The organism is Pseudomonas sp. S2_E01 (assembly GCF_054668365.1).
Map to the genome: position 1 here is coordinate 5,987,678 of NZ_CP162762.1, position 15,719 is coordinate 6,003,396.

The window sequence follows — 15,719 nt, forward strand, 5'->3', positions numbered from 1 at the left end:
CACCTTTCAGGCCGGTCGATTAACCGACAATCTCTGCCATACGTTGCCACAACGAGTAGTAAACGCGCCCGGATTTTTGCTCTCGGTGCAGGCGCCAGTTGCCCGGCAAACCCAGCGTCGAGGGTGCGCTTTCGCTTTCGGTGTAGATCCAGGCGTCGGCCGCCAGCCATTGGCGCTCTTCCAGCAGGGTGCACACGGCCGGCAACAGGTTCTGGTTGAATGGCGGGTCGAGGAACACCAGGTCGTACGCCATTGCAGGCTGCGTTTCCAGGTAACGCAAGGCATCAGCGGTCTGAACCTGGCCGTTGGTGCAGCGCAGCGTACCCAGGTGTTCTTTCAGGCTGGACACCGCGACATGGCTGGCATCCAGCGCTTGCCCGCTGGCGGCGCCACGGGACAGGGCTTCGAGAAACAGCGCGCCGCTGCCGGCGAACGGGTCAAGGACCTTGGCACCTGGCACATAAGGCGCAAGCCAGTTGAACAGGGTTTCACGCACCCGATCCGGAGTGGGACGCAGGCCCGGCGCATCGGGGAAGCTCAGCTTCCGGCTGCGCCATTCGCCGCCGATGATGCGCAACTGATTCACGCCGTTGTGCACGTTTTGTGCAGGTTTCTTGGGACGGGTAGCCATCAATGCTCCGGAACCCCGAGCGGTTGCTCGGCAGGTTTGTCAGTAGGGGCCGGCAACGGCTTTTGCGGTACGGTCGGGCCAGCGGTGACGATGACCATCTTATCCGTGCTCAGGTGTTTGTTCAGTGCGGTCTTGACTTGCTCAACCGTCAGGCTCTGAGACTGCTGCATGAAGTCTTCCAGGTAGCTGAGCGGCAGATTATAAAAGCCCATGGCGCCGAGCTGGCCGACAATATCGGCGTTACTGGCGGTGGACAGCGGGAAACTGCCCGCCAGTTCGCGCTTGGCGTCGTCGAGCTCCTTCTGGGTCGGACCGGTCTTGAGGTAGTCGGCAAGCACCTCCTGCACCAGCTTCAATGTGCCTTCGCTCATCTCGGCGCGGGTCTGCAGGTTGATCATGAACGGGCCGCGAGCCTGCATCGGGGTGAAGCCCGAATACACGCCATACGTCAGGCCGCGCTTCTCGCGCACTTCGCTCATCAGGCGGGTTCCGAAACCACCGCCGCCAAGGATCTGGTTACCCATGGACAGGGCGGCGTAATCCGGGTCGTCACGGTCGATGCCCAGCTGCGCGAGCATCAGGTTGGTTTGCTTGGACGGAAACTCGATGTGGCCGTTGCTGGCCTTGGGCTCGACCGGGGCCGCCAACTTCGCCAGCGCCGGACCTTTTGGCAGCGAGCTGGATACCTGGGCGGCAATGGCTTCGGCTTCGGCACGGGACAGGTCGCCCACCAGCGCAATCACCACGTTGCCCGCCGCGTAGGCTTTTTGGTGGAACGCTTTCAACTGCGCCAGGGTAATGGCTGGCACGGTTTGCGCCGTGCCATCGCTGCTGTGCGCGTAAGGGTGGTCGCCGTACAGCCGCTTCATCAACTCGATGCTGGCCAGTTTTCCGGGGTTCTGCTTTTGATATTCAAAGCCGGCGAGCATCTGGTTCTTGATGCGCGCGAACGAATCGGCAGGGAAGGTCGGCTGGCCGACCACTTCGCAGAACAGTTTCAGCGCCGGTTCGCGTTTGTCCGGGGCGCTGAGGCTGCGCAGGGAAGCCAATGCCATGTCTTTGAACGCGCCGTTGCTGAAGTCTGCGCCCAGGCCTTCGAAGCCCTGGGCAATGGCGCTCACATCCTTGCCCGCCACGCCTTCGTTGAGCATTGCGTTGGTCAGCACCGCCAGGCCGGGTGCGTCGCCGTCCTGGCTGCTGCCGGCGGCGAAGATCAGGCGCATGTCGAACATTGGCAGTTCGCGGGCTTCGACAAACAGCACCTTGGTGCCTTCGGCGGTGTTCCACGATTGCACGTTCAGGGTGCGACGGCTTGGTGCCTTGCCGTCGAGTTCGGCTAGCGACTGCAGCTTTTGGCTGGACTTGGCGTTGTCGAGGGCCTCGCTGGCGACAGTCTCGCGGGTTTGGGTGAAGTAAAACGCTGCGCAGCCGATGGCCGCGACGGCCACCAAGGCAACCAGCAACAAGGGTGATTTCTTACGCTCACTCATGAGTCGTCTCCAGAGGCAGGACATGGGCGACGCTGAGACGTTCGCGGGTGAAATACAGCTTGGCGGCGTTCTGGATGTCTTGTGGGGTAACGCTTTCCAGGTCGGCGAGTTCGGTGTCCATCAATTTCCACGACAGGCCGACGGTTTCCAATTGGCCGATGGCCGTGGCCTGGCTTGTGATCGAGTCGCGCTCGTAGACCAGGCCGGCGATGACCTGCGCCCGCACGCGTTCAAGCTCTTCGGCGGACGGTGCGATGGTTTTCAACTGATCGAGCAGCTTCCACAGACCGGCGTCGGTCTGGGCGATGGTTTTGTTTTTCTGCGTGTTCGGCGTTGCCGACAGGGTGAACAGGCTGTCGCCTCGGGTGTAGGCGTCGTAATTCGACGAGCCGCCGGACACCAGTTCTTCTCCGCGCTCCAGTTGGGTCGGGATGCGTCCGCTGTAGCCGCCGTCCAGCAGGGCCGAGATCAGTCGCAAGGCGTTGACCGAACGTTTGTCTTCGGCGGTGGCAATGCTCGGCACGTTGAAACCCAGCATCAGGCTCGGCAACTGCGTCTGTACGTGCAGGGTGATCTGGCGTTCGCCAGGTTCGGCCAGTTCCAGCGGAATTTTCGCGGGTGGCACGTCACGTCTGGCGATCGGGCCAAAGTAACGCTGGGCCAGGGTTTTGACTTCATCCGGGGTGACGTCGCCGACCACGACCAGCGTGGCGTTGTTCGGTACGTACCAGGATTGATACCAATGGCGCAGTTCCTCCACTTTCATGCGGTCCAGGTCAGCCATCCAGCCGATGGTCGGCGTGTGGTAACCGCTGGCCGGGTAGGCCATGGCCTTGAAGCGCTCGTAGGCCTTGGACATCGGCTTGTCATCGGTACGCAGACGGCGCTCTTCCTTGATGACTTCGATTTCGCGGGCGAACTCGTCGGCCGGCAAGCGCAGGCTCGCCATGCGGTCGGCTTCCAGTTCGAAGGCCACGCCCAGGCGATCGCGGGCCAGGACCTGGTAATAGGCGGTGAAGTCGTCGCTGGTGAAGGCGTTTTCTTCGGCACCCAGATCGCGCAGGATCAGCGATGCCTCGCCCGGGCCGACTTTCTCGCTGCCCTTGAACATCATGTGTTCCAGAGCGTGGGACAAACCGGTCTGGCCCGGGGTCTCGTAGCTGGAACCGACTTTGTACCAGACCTGCGAGACCACCACCGGCGCGCGATGGTCTTCGCGCACGACGACTTTCAGGCCGTTGTCGAGGGTGAACTCATGGGTCGGTTGCGGGTCGGCAGCAAGGGCTGTAAAGGGCAGACAAACTGTGCTGAGCAGCAGGCCTGCAGCGCGGCGGGCTAGAGCATTCATTCGTTTTTAAACCTGTTGGGCTGCCCGCTTGTTCTTAGCGTCAGCGGGCGAGAGGGTGCTAGGATACTGATCCGTTTTACTGGCGGCCACGCCTATCCGGCCTTTGATCGGTCGGCAGGTTGTTTAGGTTTTTGCCGGAAACTGTGAGTTTGTCAGCTAAACTCTGCGTTTTCGCCGACGATGCCGTTCCAGTCCATCGTATTAATCGACGTTTGAGGCGCTTTTTGCACCTCGACAAAATGTTGCGCGTGAACAAGCTGGGTCAATCGCAGTCTGTTCTGCATCGAATGTTCAATTGCCGGGGCGCCCTTTGGCGCGTCGCTACCGTGAGATAGCCGTCCTCCATGTTTGGTTCCAACGACGACAAGAAAGCCCCAGCCGCGGCTGGTGAAAAGAAAGGCCTGTTCGGATGGCTGCGCAAAAAGCCGCAGGAAACCGTCGTCGAACAGTCACAGCCACTTCCTGAACCAGCGCCTGAGCCGGTCGCGCAAGAGCCTGCGCCGATCGTGCTGGCGAATGCCGAACCTGTGCTGCAGCCGGTCGTCGAGCCTGAAACCGTTGCCGAACAACCGCTGACGCCCGCCGATGAGCCTTGGCTGACATTGCCCGTGGCGGAAGAACCGGTCGCGCTGGTCGAGGATGACCTGGCGCCGCACGTGACGCCTGCGATCCCGGCGCCCGGACCGTTTGCCCCCGAGCCTGTTGAAGTGCCACCTGTGGTGGTCGAGGCGGCGGCCGTTGTTCCGGAGCCTGAGGCCCCTGCGGCCGTTCCCGCGCCTGATGTTGCAACACCGGCGCTCGCCGTGCCGGTCGAGGCTGCCGTCGAGCCTGTGCGCACCGAAGAAAATAAAGCCGGCTTCTTCGCCCGCCTCAAGCAGGGCCTGTCCAAGACCAGCGCCAGCATCGGCGAAGGCATGGCCAGCCTGTTTCTCGGCAAGAAGATCATCGATGACGAGTTGCTCGACGACATCGAGACCCGCTTGCTGACCGCCGACGTCGGCGTCGAGGCCACGTCAGTGATCATTCAGCACCTGACGCAAAAGGTTGCGCGCAAGGAGCTGGCGGATGCCGACGCACTCTACAAATCCCTGCAAGCCGAACTGGCAGCCATGCTCAAGCCGGTCGAGCAGCCACTGAAGATCACCTCGCAGAATAAGCCATTCGTCATTTTGGTGGTGGGCGTCAACGGCGCTGGCAAGACCACCACGATTGGCAAGTTGGCGAAGAAACTGCAGCTCGAAGGCAAGAAGGTCATGCTCGCCGCCGGCGATACCTTCCGTGCCGCCGCCGTCGAGCAGTTGCAGGTCTGGGGGGAGCGCAACAAGATTCCGGTAATCGCCCAGCACACGGGGGCCGACTCCGCTTCAGTCATTTTTGACGCCGTCCAGGCCGCCAAGGCCCGTGGCATCGATGTGCTGATCGCCGACACCGCCGGTCGCCTGCACACCAAAGACAACCTGATGGAAGAACTGAAGAAGGTTCGTCGGGTTATCGGCAAACTTGATGCCGACGCACCGCACGAAGTGCTGCTGGTGCTCGACGCCGGGACCGGCCAAAACGCCATCAACCAGGCGAAACAATTCAATCAGACCGTCGAACTGACAGGCCTGGCGCTGACCAAGCTGGACGGCACCGCCAAGGGCGGGGTGATCTTCGCCCTGGCCAAGCAGTTCGGTTTGCCGATTCGCTACATCGGCGTCGGTGAAGGCATCGACGACTTGCGCACCTTTGAAGCAGAACCCTTTGTCCAGGCACTGTTTGCCGAGCGGGAGCGTTCATGATTCGTTTCGAACAGGTCGGTAAGCGCTACCCGAACGGTCACGTCGGCTTGCATGAACTGAGCTTTCGGGTCCGTCGCGGCGAGTTCCTGTTTGTGACCGGCCATTCCGGCGCCGGTAAAAGCACGCTGTTGCGCCTGCTGCTGGCAATGGAGCGCCCAACCAGTGGCAAGCTGCTGCTGGCGGGCCAGGACCTCGGCACCATCAGCAACGCGCAGATTCCGTTCTTGCGTCGGCAGATTGGTGTGGTGTTCCAGAATCACCAGCTGCTGTTCGATCGCACCGTGTTCAACAACGTTGCGCTGCCGTTGCAGATTCTCGGGCTTTCCAAGGTCGAAGTCGCCAAGCGCGTGGATTCGGCTCTGGAACGCGTGGCGCTGTCGGATAAAGCCGATCTGTACCCCGGCGACTTGTCCACCGGCCAGCAACAACGCGTTGGCATTGCCCGCGCCATCGTTCACCGCCCGGCGTTGCTGCTGGCGGACGAACCGACCGGTAACCTCGACCCGCGTCTGGCGGCGGAAATCATGGGTGTGTTCGAAGACATCAATCGCCTGGGCACCAGCGTGCTGATCGCCAGCCACGACCTGGCTTTGATCGCCCGCATGCGCCACCGCATGTTGACGCTGCAACGCGGTCGATTGATCGGTGACGGGGAGGCCGGCGTATGAGCGCGACACGTAGCCCCAAGGTTTCCGAGCGCGTGGCGCCAAAAGCCGCCGATCCGCAACCGCAAAAGAAAAAACGCGACGATGACGACGGCCCGGATTTCGCTACGCTGTTCGCCGCCTGGATTGAAAGCCATCGCGCCAGCTTGCTGGACAGCCTGCGCCGTCTGGGCAAGCAGCCGATCGGCAGTTTCTTCACCTGCATGGTGATGGCGGTGGCCCTGAGCTTGCCCATGGGCCTGTCACTTTTGCTAAGTAATGTCGAGCGTCTCGGCGGCTCCTGGCAGCGTGCGGCGCAGATTTCCCTGTATCTGGAACTCGATGCCAGCCCGGCGCAAGGCGAGTCGTTGCGCGAGCAGATCAAGCGTCTGCCGGGTGTCGCTGATGCCGAGTATGTCGGCCGCGATCAGGCGCTGGAAGAATTCCAGCAGCAGTCCGGGTTGGGCGATGCCTTGAAGGAGCTGCCGGAAAACCCGCTGCCCGGCGTGGTGCTGGTGACCCCGAACGAGGTGGACAAGCCCGCGCTTGAAGCATTACGACAACAACTTTCCGAATTGCCCAAGGTACAACAGGCGCAACTTGATCTAGTCTGGGTCGAGCGTCTGGCAGCGATCCTCAAGCTGGGTGACCGTTTTGTCTTCGGTCTGACCGTGCTTCTGGTTTCTGCATTACTTTTGGTGATAGGCAATACCATTCGTCTTCATATTGAAAACCGCCGCACCGAGATAGAAGTGATTAAACTCGTCGGCGGCACCGACAGTTATGTGCGCAGGCCCTTTCTTTATATGGGCGCGTTGTATGGCTTCGGTGCGGGGATACTTTCCTGGGGCGTATTGGCGTTTGGCCTGGACTGGCTGAACGATGCGGTGGTCGGGTTGGCGGGTTTGTACGGCAGCGATTTTGCGCTGGCCGGTGTGCCGGTTGCCGACGGTCTGTCGCTCTTGCTTGGCGCGGTGCTGTTGGGGTATATCGGTGCATGGATTGCAGTCGCACGCCACCTGAGGGAGCTTGCGCCTAAGTAGTATCATTTTGCTCGTATTGACCTTTCAGCGTTTTTGGGAACTTGTCTTTCGGTTTCCGGTCAATTTTCGCAGTGCTGAACTGCACGAGTTTGTAAGTCGGAGGTTTTGACGTATGACCAATTCTTTGCAACCTGCATATGCTCTGGTCCCGGGTGCGAACCTGGAGGCCTATGTGCACACTGTCAACAGCATCCCATTGCTGACGCCAGAGCAGGAGCGTGAACTGGCCGAGAGTCTCTACTATGAGCAGGATCTGGGGGCGGCTCGGCAGATGGTGCTCGCCCACCTGCGTTTTGTCGTACATATCGCCCGCAGCTATTCCGGCTATGGCCTGGCTCAGGCAGACCTGATTCAGGAAGGCAACGTCGGCCTGATGAAGGCCGTGAAGCGCTTTAACCCGGAAATGGGTGTGCGCCTGGTTTCGTTCGCCGTGCACTGGATCAAGGCGGAAATCCACGAATTCATCCTGCGCAACTGGCGCATCGTGAAAGTCGCGACCACCAAGGCCCAGCGCAAGCTGTTCTTCAACCTGCGCAGCCAGAAGAAACGCCTGGCGTGGCTGAACAACGAGGAAGTCCACCGTGTGGCGGAAAGCCTTGGCGTAGAGCCGCGGGAAGTGCGCGAGATGGAAAGTCGCCTGACCGGCCAGGACATGGCCTTCGACCCGGCCGCTGAGGCGGACGACGACAGTGCTTTCCAATCGCCGGCCAACTACCTGGAAGACCACCGGTACGACCCGGCGCGTCAACTGGAAGACGCTGATTGGAGTGACAACTCCAACCACAACCTGCACGAAGCGCTGGAAGTGCTGGACGACCGTAGCCGTGACATTCTCTACCAGCGCTGGCTGGCGGAAGAAAAAGCGACGCTGCACGATCTGGCGCAGAAGTACAACGTGTCGGCCGAGCGTATTCGTCAGCTCGAAAAGAGTGCGATGAACAAGCTCAAACTGTCGATTGCTGCGTAACCTGCACCCCGGCAATAAAAAACGCCCCGATCATTGATCGGGGCGTTTTTGTTTCAGGTGTCATTTTTCCCCCCTGTAGGAGCGAGCTCGCTCCTACAGGGGGGTGTACGGCGTTATTTGGACCAGGGTGCCCGACGCGAATCATTGAGCCCCACCAGATAGCTGTCTCCCCCCAACTGGCTCATCTGCTGACGAATCCAGCCTGCACGGCGGGCGACGTAGTTGGTTGGGTGGCTTGCACTCCACACACGTGGGTTGGGCAGCACGGCGGCCAGCAGGCTCGATTGCTGGCGACTGAGGTTCTTCGCGCTGACGCCAAAGTGATGTCGGGCTGCCGCTTCGGCGCCAAACACGCCGTCATCCCATTCCACGCTGTTGAGGTAGACCTCGAGAATCCGCTGCTTGGGCCAGAGCAATTCGATCAATCCGGTGAACCAGGCTTCCAGGCCCTTGCGCAGCCAGCTGCGGCCAGACCACAGGAACAGGTTCTTCGACACTTGCTGGCTCAGCGTACTGGCGCCGCGCACCGAGCCGCCCAGCTCGTTGTGGGCCAGGGCGGCACGGATCGCACCGATGTCGAATCCCCAGTGCTCCGGGAATTTCTGATCTTCACCAGCGATCACTGCGACTTTCAGGTCGTCGGAGATTTCGTCCCAGGGTTTCCAGGTGCGTTGCAGGTCGATCGGTTCGCCGTCGAGCCAGGATTCGATCTTGCGTTCCACCATCAAGGCCGTGCCCGGTGGTGGAACCACGCGAAAAATCAGGACCAGCACGACGCTACCACCCGCGAACCAGAGCAGCGCCTTCGTGAATCGTCGTAAAAATAACCGCAGCATAGAGATGGCTTGGCCGAACCCGTCGAGCGGGCCATTATACAGACCCTGTTGATCGAGTCTGACTGGAGTTCTTCATGCTGCGTGGCTTTCTGATGCTGGCTGCTTTCTTCGGTTTCACCGGCGTCGGCCTGGGTGCGTTCGCCGCCCACGGCTTGAAAAGCCGTCTGACGCCCGAGTATCTGGCGATCTTCCATACCGGCGTCACCTATCAACTGGTGCATGCCCTGGCGCTGTTCGGCGTCGCACTGCTAGCCACGCAAATTCAGGGGCGGCTGGTGGCCTGGGCGGGCATCTCGTTCACCGTCGGCATCCTGCTGTTTTCCGGCAGTCTGTACCTGCTGACCACTATCGGCATCGGCAAGCTGGGCATCATCACGCCTTTCGGCGGCCTGGCCTTCCTGATCGGCTGGCTGTGCCTGGGCCTCGCCGCCTGGCGTTTGCCGCTGACCGCTTGACGCTTATTGCTGACCTTGAGGTCACGATCGGGCTAGAATGCCAGCCCCTAAAAATGATGGCGGCATTTGGCATGCGCATTCAGTTGAACGGCGAATCCCTTGAACTGCCCGACGGTGAAACCGTTGCGGCCCTGCTGACCCGTCTGGAACTGACCGGACGCCGGGTGGCGGTCGAGCTCAATCTGGATATCGTCCCGCGCAGCCAGCATGCGGACACCACGCTCAACGACGGTGATTCAGTCGAAGTGGTGCACGCCATCGGCGGCGGCTAGTCGCCCGGCCCAGGTGGCCATAGCATTATTGTGCAAGAACCTCACCCCAACAGAGGATTTCCCATGAGCATCGTTCGCACCGACAAGCCTTTCGTCCTGGCCGGTCGTACTTACCAGTCGCGTCTGCTGGTCGGCACCGGCAAATACCGTGACATGGAAGAAACCCGCCTGGCCATCGAGGCCTCGGGTGCCGAGATCGTCACCGTGGCCGTGCGCCGGACCAACATCGGCCAGAACCCGGGCGAACCGAACCTGCTGGATATCCTGCCGCCGGATCGCTACACCATCCTGCCGAACACCGCCGGTTGCTACGATGCCATTGAGGCCGTGCGCACCTGCCGACTGGCCCGTGAGCTGCTCGATGGCCACAACCTGGTAAAGCTGGAAGTGCTGGCTGACCAGAAAACCCTGTTCCCCAACGTGATCGAAACCCTCAAGGCCGCCGAAGTGCTGGTCAAGGAAGGCTTCGACGTGATGGTCTACACCAGCGATGACCCGATCATCGCACGGCAACTGGCCGAAATCGGCTGCATTGCCGTCATGCCGCTGGCTGGGCTGATCGGCACCGGCCTTGGGATCTGCAACCCGTACAACCTGCAGATCATCCTCGAAGAAGCCAAGATCCCGGTGCTGGTAGACGCCGGTGTCGGTACCGCTTCCGACGCCACTATCGCCATGGAACTGGGCTGCGAAGCCGTGCTGATGAACTCGGCCATCGCCAACGCGCAACAGCCGATCATGATGGCCGAAGCCATGAAGCACGCCATCGTTGCCGGTCGCCTGGCTTACCTCGCCGGTCGCATGCCGAAAAAACTCTACGCCAGCGCCTCTTCGCCGCTGGATGGTCTGATCAAGTAAGAGCCATTGATGACTGAATCAAACGAAACGCCAATCCAGACGGAAGAAGGCGACGAGCGCCAACACCGCCGCATCAAGAGCTTCGTGATGCGCGCCGGGCGCATGACCGAAGGCCAGCAACGCGGCCTGGAGCAAGGCGCGCCGCTGTTCGTGCTGCCGTTGGCCGACTCGCCGGTGGACTACGACCAGGTCTTCGGTCGCTCGGCACCGCGCTCGCTGGAAATCGGTTTCGGCATGGGCCACTCGCTGCTCGAAATGGCAGCCGCTGCGCCTGAACAGGATTTCATTGGTGTGGAAGTGCACCGTCCGGGTGTCGGTGCGTTGCTCAATGGCGTGCTGACCCAGGGCCTGACCAATCTGCGGGTCTACGATTGCGATGCGATCGAAGTGCTCAACCGTTGCGTGGCCGACAACAGCCTCGATCGCCTGATGCTGTTTTTCCCGGACCCGTGGCACAAGAGCCGACACCACAAGCGCCGTATCGTCCAGGCGTCGTTCGCTGAGCTCGTGCGCAGCAAATTGAAGGTTGGCGGTGTACTGCACATGGCCACCGACTGGGAGCCGTATGCCGAGTACATGCTGGAAGTGATGAACGTCGCACCGGGTTATCGCAACCTGGCCGAAGATGGCAAGTGCGTGCCGCGCCCGGCAGAGCGCCCGATCACCAAGTTCGAACGCCGTGGTGAACGGCTTGGGCATGGGGTTTGGGACTTGAAGTTCGAAAAACAGTCTTAAGCCACACGCGATAACACTGTGGGAGCGGCGGTGCGACGATTCGACTTGCCCGCGATGGCGTACGAACAGTCAACGAAGGTGTTGGATGTTATGGCCTCATCGCGGGCAAGTCGAATCGTCGCACCGCCGCTCCCACAGTTGTTTCTGGTTGGGGCAGAAATTACTTGCGGTCAGCCACTACGCCAATCAACACCAACACCACCAACAACACCGGCGCCAGGCTGTAGTTGTTGAACTGGCTCAGGCCGCGAACAATCCATGGCGTGGCGTAGATCAGTGCTGCGCCGCTGCCGATCATGCACAGCAATGCCATCAGCGGGACACGCAAGGCGCCGGCGATGCTGCCCAGGCGTTGCTCGACCCAGCCTTTGAAATCCGCACCGAACAGCACCAGCAGGCAGCCCACCAGGGCCAAGGCGATTTCCGAGAGATTGCTGCGGCTCCAGCGAGACACGGTGGCGAGCAGGTCGAGTACCAGATCCATTCGGTTTCCTTAGGTCAGAAAATTCTGCAGCAAGTCGTTGAGAAACAGTTGTCCGCGTTCGGTGGCCGCCAGACGTGACGGTTCGACCTGCATCAGGCCGCTTTGTTCGGCGTCGCGGCGGGCTTCGGCCAGGCTGTCCAGGGGCATACCAGTGCGCTCCGGGTAAAGGCACGCTTCGACCCCCTCGGTCAGCCGCAGGGCATTCATCAGGAACTCGAACGGCATTTCATCATCGGTCAGCGTCTTTTCGCCAGCCTTGAAGTTTTTCGCCAGGTTAAGGTAATCCTTCGGCAGACGCGTTTTCCAGGTGCGCACGATGCGCCCGTCCGGATGGCTGAGCTTGCCGTGGGCACCGGCGCCAATGCCGATGAAGTCGCCAAAGCTCCAGTAATTGAGGTTATGCCTTGCCGCACGGCCAGGCTGCGCGTAGGCCGAAACCTCGTATTGCGCGTAACCATGCTCGGCCAGCAGCGCCTGCCCGGCCTCTTGAATATCCCACAAGGTGTCGTCTTCCGGCAGCGTCGGTGGCTGGTTCCAGAACACTGTGTTGGGCTCCAGCGTCAACTGATACCAGGACAGGTGTGTCGGCTTCAGGGCGATGGCGGTGCGCAGGTCGGCCAGGGCGTCATCCAGGGATTGGTCGGGCAGGCCGTGCATCAGGTCGAGGTTGAAGTTATCGAACCCGGCCTGACGGGCCATTCCGGCGGCACCCACGGCCTCGTCGCCATTGTGGATGCGTCCCAGCGCCTTGAGCTTTTCCTGCTGGAAGCTCTGGATGCCGATCGACAGGCGATTGATCCCCAGTGCCCGGTAAGCCACGAACTTGTCCTGCTCAAAAGTGCCTGGGTTGGCTTCCAGGGTGATTTCGATGTCAGCGGCAAAGGGGATGCGCTGCTCGACCCCTTTGAGCAGACGACCCAGCGCCTGGGCACTGAACAGGCTCGGCGTGCCGCCACCGAAGAAAATCGAGCTCAGTTCACGGCCGTACACGGCATGCATGTCCTGGTCGAGATCGGCCAGCAATGCGTCGACATACGCCTGTTCCGGCAACTCGGGGCTGGCGGTGTGGGAGTTGAAGTCGCAATAGGGGCATTTGCGTACGCACCACGGGATGTGGATGTACAACGCCAGCGGCGGCAGCACCGGCAGGGGCGCCCGGAGAGAGGCTGCGCCGCCGCCGTGTATCAGCGGCAACGCGGATGATTCAGGGGTCATTTCAAGCCCAGACGCTGGCGCAGCAGATCCATTGCACGGGCGCGGTGGCTGATCTGGTTCTTGTCGGCCGGGCTCAACTCGGCACTGGAGCAGTCGCGCTCCGGCACCCAGAACAGCGGGTCGTAGCCAAAACCGTGTTCGCCGCTGGCCTGGTGCAGGATGCGGCCGTGCCACAGCCCTTCGCAGAGGATCGGCAGCGGATCATCGGCGTGGCGCACCAGCGCCAGTACGCAGACGAACTGCGCACCGCGCTCGGCGTCGGGCACGTCCTTGAGCGCTTCGAGCAGCTTGGCGTTGTTCGCCGCATCGCCCTTGCCATCGGCGTAGCGGGCCGAGTAAATGCCCGGCGCGCCGCCGAGGAAATCCACCGCCAGCCCCGAATCGTCTGCCAGCGCCGGCAAACCGGAAATACGCGCAGCATTGCGGGCCTTGAGAATGGCGTTCTCGACGAACGAAAGGCCGGTTTCTTCAGGCTCGATGTTGCTGAACTCGCCGATCGAGCGCAGTTGCACCGATTGACCGAGCATGGCCTGCAGTTCCTTGAGTTTGCCGGCGTTATGGCTGGCCAATACGAGTTGCGTGAAATTGATCATTCGCCGGGGAAGAGCTCTTGGTTGAAGTTGAGGGTGTTGATCTTGTCACCGGTCTGCACCTTGATTTCGAAGGTGCGGGTTTCCTGCTGCGGCACCGGATACTGTGCGATGTAGTAGATCGCGCCCTGCTCTGTGATCTGCTTGAAGGTCAGGGGCACGCTCTGGCTGGTCAAGTCCTTGACCGTACCGGTGACGTTGGCCATCAACGGCTTGCCGTCCTTGAGCACCGAGACGTTGATGACGCCCTGGTTCTTGCTGCGGATCAGCTCCGCCGACTTGGCAATGTCAGGCGTCAGGTACGTTGAATTGAAGGTGTTGTAGTGCACCGTCACATCACCGAACGTTTCCTGGCGATCGCTTTTGATCGCATCAGCGGCCATGGCCGTGACACTCAGGCAGGCAGTGAGTAAAAACAGCGCTAGACGACCCATGACCATTCTCCTTGCAATGGCGCGGTTCAGACCGCGATCTTGTGGTCAGCAAGCCCTGGGCTGCTGACACGATAGATACCAATTTCTCCTAATAGATTAGGCCATAGCTTACTGGCCCACCCATGGCGATGCTGTTGATCCACGGCAAGCCGATCAATGACCTTCGCTTCACGTTCGCGGCAAAGTGCCTCAAAGTCTTCGAAGGTGCAGAAGTGGATGTTTGGCGTGTTGTACCAGGTGTACGGCAGGAATTCAGAGACCGGCATCCGACCCTTGCTCGCCAGGTACCAGCGGCAGCGCCAGTGACCGAAGTTGGGGAAGGTGATGATGCACTGGCGACCGACCCTCAGCATTTCGTCGAGGATCTTGTCCGGGTAGTGCACGGCCTGCAGCGCCTGGGTCATGACCACGATGTCGAAGCTGTTACTGGCGAAGTTGCCCAGGCCCTTGTCCAGGTCCTGCTCAATGACATTGATGCCCTTGGCCACGCACTCGGCGATGTTGTCCGGATCATTTTCCAGGCCGTAGCCGGTGACTTGCTTGTTGTCGCGCAGCCAGGTCAGCAGCTCGCCGTCACCGCAGCCCAGGTCGAGCACGCGGCTGCCGGCGGGGATCCATTCCTGGATGATTTCCAGATCAGCTCTCATGGCTTTCTCACAACGCAATACGGTTCATGTAGTTGCCGAACGCTTGCAAATAGCGCGGGATCGGAATCAGGAAGGCGTCGTGGCCTTGCGGAGCGTCGATCTCGAGATAGCAGACGTCTTTCCTGGCCGCCATCAGCGCGTCCACCAGTTCCCGCGAGCGGGCTGGGGAGAAGCGCCAGTCGGTGGTGAACGACATCACGCAGAATTTGGCGGTGGCATTGGCGAAGGTTTTCGCCAGGTCATCGTTGAAGTCGGCGGCGGGGTCGAAGTAGTCCAGCGCCTTGGTCATCAACAGGTAAGTGTTGGCGTCGAAACGTCCGGAGAACTCCTCGCCCTGGTAACGCAAGTAGCTTTCGACCTGGAACTCGACGCTGTGGAAGTCGTAGTTGAGCTTTTCGCTCTTGAGGCCTCGGCCGAATTTCTCGCCCATGGAGTCATCGGAGAGGTAGGTGATATGACCGACCATCCGCGCCAGCATCAGGCCGCGCTTGGGGATCACACCGGCCTCCTGGAACGAGCCGCCGTGGAATTCGGGATCGGTCAGGATCGCCTGACGTGCCACTTCGTTGAACGCGATGTTCTGTGCCGACAGCTTGGGCGCCGAGGCGATTGCCAGGCAGTGTCGCACGCGGTCCGGGTAGGTGATGGTCCACTGCAAGGCCTGCATGCCGCCGAGGCTGCCGCCGATCACGGCTGCCCACTGCGCCACGCCAAGCGAGTCGGCCAGGCGTGCCTGGCTGTGCACCCAGTCTTCCACGGTCAGCACCGGGAAGTCGGCGCCGAATGGCTTGCCGGTTTCCGGGTTGAGGCTGCTCGGACCCGTGGAGCCGTTGCAACCGCCGAGGTTGTTCAGGCTGACCACGAAGAATTTGTTAGTGTCGATTGGCTTGCCGGGGCCGATGCAACTGTCCCACCAGCCAGGCTTGCGGTCGTCGGGGCTGTGGTAGCCGGCGGCGTGATGATGGCCCGACAGAGCGTGACAGATCAGTACGGCGTTGCTCGCCGTGGCGTTCAGCGTGCCGTAGGTCTCGTAAATCAGGTCATAGGCGGCCAGCGAACGGCCACAGGCCAGGGCCAGGGGTTCGCTGAAGTGCGCCACTTGCGGCGTCACCAGACCAACAGAATCGGGGGGAAAGGCAGCTGGCATCGACCCTGCTCTCGGTTAAATGAGGCGTAAGTCTAAAGACCGATGGGGTTAGCGGCAAGCGAAGGTAAACCCAGGGGTAGCCCCCTGTAGGAGCGAGCACGTCGAAACGTCGAACCGTCGCGATGGTCGTCAACGATAACGC

The 15,719-nt window shown here is 61.1% G+C and carries 18 protein-coding genes; 8 read left to right on the forward strand and 10 right to left on the reverse strand.

Going from position 1 to position 15,719, the window contains the following annotated elements:
• Window positions 1-19 precede the first annotated feature (19 nt).
• From rsmD to AB4O36_RS27650, 3 genes are read right to left on the reverse strand one after another with little or no spacing between them, the layout of a single operon-like run.
• Window positions 20-631 carry a 16S rRNA (guanine(966)-N(2))-methyltransferase RsmD gene (gene rsmD, locus AB4O36_RS27640; RefSeq protein ID WP_460119993.1) on the reverse strand — a complete coding sequence of 204 codons (612 nt, stop codon included), beginning with the start codon at window positions 629-631 and terminating at the stop codon, window positions 20-22.
• Window positions 631-2,121: a M16 family metallopeptidase gene (locus AB4O36_RS27645; protein ID WP_460140731.1), complete on the reverse strand. Its 1,491-nt coding sequence runs from the start codon at window positions 2,119-2,121 to the stop codon at window positions 631-633. The genes rsmD and AB4O36_RS27645 overlap by 1 nt, the downstream gene beginning before the upstream one ends.
• Window positions 2,114-3,469 carry a M16 family metallopeptidase gene (locus AB4O36_RS27650; protein ID WP_460140732.1) on the reverse strand — a complete coding sequence of 452 codons (1,356 nt, stop codon included), beginning with the start codon at window positions 3,467-3,469 and terminating at the stop codon, window positions 2,114-2,116. The genes AB4O36_RS27645 and AB4O36_RS27650 overlap by 8 nt, the downstream gene beginning before the upstream one ends.
• 344 nt (window positions 3,470-3,813) lie before the next feature.
• Here AB4O36_RS27650 and ftsY point away from each other — a divergent pair, with 344 nt between their 5' ends.
• The 4 genes from ftsY (at window position 3,814) to rpoH (ending at window position 7,904) form a co-directional block, all read left to right on the forward strand.
• A complete protein-coding gene (gene ftsY / locus AB4O36_RS27655; RefSeq protein ID WP_460140733.1) occupies window positions 3,814-5,250 on the forward strand; it encodes a signal recognition particle-docking protein FtsY in 1,437 nt (478 codons plus the stop codon).
• Window positions 5,247-5,918 (forward strand): cell division ATP-binding protein FtsE, encoded by a 672-nt coding sequence (gene ftsE / locus AB4O36_RS27660; RefSeq protein ID WP_460120001.1) that lies wholly within the window; start codon window positions 5,247-5,249, stop codon window positions 5,916-5,918. The genes ftsY and ftsE overlap by 4 nt, the downstream gene beginning before the upstream one ends.
• The gene (gene ftsX, locus AB4O36_RS27665; RefSeq protein WP_460120003.1) at window positions 5,915-6,937 is read left to right on the forward strand and encodes a permease-like cell division protein FtsX; all 1,023 of its coding nucleotides are present in this window, start codon (window positions 5,915-5,917) and stop codon (window positions 6,935-6,937) included. Before ftsE ends, ftsX begins: the two co-directional genes overlap by 4 nt.
• A gap of 112 nt (window positions 6,938-7,049) precedes the next feature.
• Window positions 7,050-7,904, forward strand: coding sequence for an RNA polymerase sigma factor RpoH (gene rpoH, locus AB4O36_RS27670; protein ID WP_368555870.1), 855 nt, complete (start codon window positions 7,050-7,052; stop codon window positions 7,902-7,904).
• Window positions 7,905-8,017: 113 nt separating this feature from the next.
• Here rpoH and mtgA read toward each other — a convergent pair whose 3' ends face one another.
• On the reverse strand, window positions 8,018-8,740 hold the full coding sequence (gene mtgA / locus AB4O36_RS27675; protein WP_460120005.1) for a monofunctional biosynthetic peptidoglycan transglycosylase: 723 nt from the start codon (window positions 8,738-8,740) through the stop codon (window positions 8,018-8,020).
• 74 nt (window positions 8,741-8,814) lie between these two features.
• On the opposite strand from mtgA, the gene AB4O36_RS27680 reads away from it, so the two are divergent.
• The 4 genes from AB4O36_RS27680 to trmB all read left to right on the forward strand — a co-directional run bounded on the left by AB4O36_RS27680 (window position 8,815) and on the right by trmB (window position 11,060).
• Window positions 8,815-9,195, forward strand: coding sequence for a DUF423 domain-containing protein (locus AB4O36_RS27680; protein WP_460120007.1), 381 nt, complete (start codon window positions 8,815-8,817; stop codon window positions 9,193-9,195).
• A 71-nt stretch (window positions 9,196-9,266) separates the two neighbouring features.
• Window positions 9,267-9,467 carry a sulfur carrier protein ThiS gene (gene thiS, locus AB4O36_RS27685; RefSeq protein ID WP_008026157.1) on the forward strand — a complete coding sequence of 67 codons (201 nt, stop codon included), beginning with the start codon at window positions 9,267-9,269 and terminating at the stop codon, window positions 9,465-9,467.
• 63 nt (window positions 9,468-9,530) lie between these two features.
• A complete protein-coding gene (locus AB4O36_RS27690; protein ID WP_460120009.1) occupies window positions 9,531-10,325 on the forward strand; it encodes a thiazole synthase in 795 nt (264 codons plus the stop codon).
• Between the two features lie 9 nt (window positions 10,326-10,334).
• Complete coding sequence (gene trmB / locus AB4O36_RS27695) at window positions 10,335-11,060, forward strand: tRNA (guanosine(46)-N7)-methyltransferase TrmB (protein ID WP_460120011.1); 726 nt, start codon at window positions 10,335-10,337, stop codon at window positions 11,058-11,060.
• 160 nt (window positions 11,061-11,220) lie between these two features.
• Here the strand turns inward: trmB and AB4O36_RS27700 are convergent, their stop codons facing one another.
• The 6 genes from AB4O36_RS27700 to metX are packed head-to-tail and all read right to left on the reverse strand — an operon-like array spanning window position 11,221 to window position 15,577.
• Window positions 11,221-11,544 carry a DUF3392 domain-containing protein gene (locus AB4O36_RS27700; RefSeq protein WP_460140734.1) on the reverse strand — a complete coding sequence of 108 codons (324 nt, stop codon included), beginning with the start codon at window positions 11,542-11,544 and terminating at the stop codon, window positions 11,221-11,223.
• Window positions 11,545-11,553: 9 nt separating this feature from the next.
• Window positions 11,554-12,759, reverse strand: coding sequence for a radical SAM family heme chaperone HemW (gene hemW, locus AB4O36_RS27705; protein ID WP_460140735.1), 1,206 nt, complete (start codon window positions 12,757-12,759; stop codon window positions 11,554-11,556).
• The gene (rdgB, locus tag AB4O36_RS27710; RefSeq protein WP_460140736.1) at window positions 12,756-13,352 is read right to left on the reverse strand and encodes an RdgB/HAM1 family non-canonical purine NTP pyrophosphatase; all 597 of its coding nucleotides are present in this window, start codon (window positions 13,350-13,352) and stop codon (window positions 12,756-12,758) included. Before rdgB ends, hemW begins: the two co-directional genes overlap by 4 nt.
• Window positions 13,349-13,783 carry a DUF4426 domain-containing protein gene (locus AB4O36_RS27715; protein WP_460120019.1) on the reverse strand — a complete coding sequence of 145 codons (435 nt, stop codon included), beginning with the start codon at window positions 13,781-13,783 and terminating at the stop codon, window positions 13,349-13,351. The genes rdgB and AB4O36_RS27715 overlap by 4 nt, the downstream gene beginning before the upstream one ends.
• A gap of 26 nt (window positions 13,784-13,809) precedes the next feature.
• Window positions 13,810-14,430, reverse strand: a complete 621-nt coding sequence (gene metW, locus AB4O36_RS27720) for a methionine biosynthesis protein MetW (RefSeq protein ID WP_460120021.1) — start codon at window positions 14,428-14,430, stop codon at window positions 13,810-13,812.
• Window positions 14,431-14,437: 7 nt separating this feature from the next.
• Window positions 14,438-15,577 carry a homoserine O-succinyltransferase MetX gene (gene metX, locus AB4O36_RS27725; RefSeq protein WP_460140737.1) on the reverse strand — a complete coding sequence of 380 codons (1,140 nt, stop codon included), beginning with the start codon at window positions 15,575-15,577 and terminating at the stop codon, window positions 14,438-14,440.
• Between the last annotated feature and the right edge of the window lie 142 nt (window positions 15,578-15,719).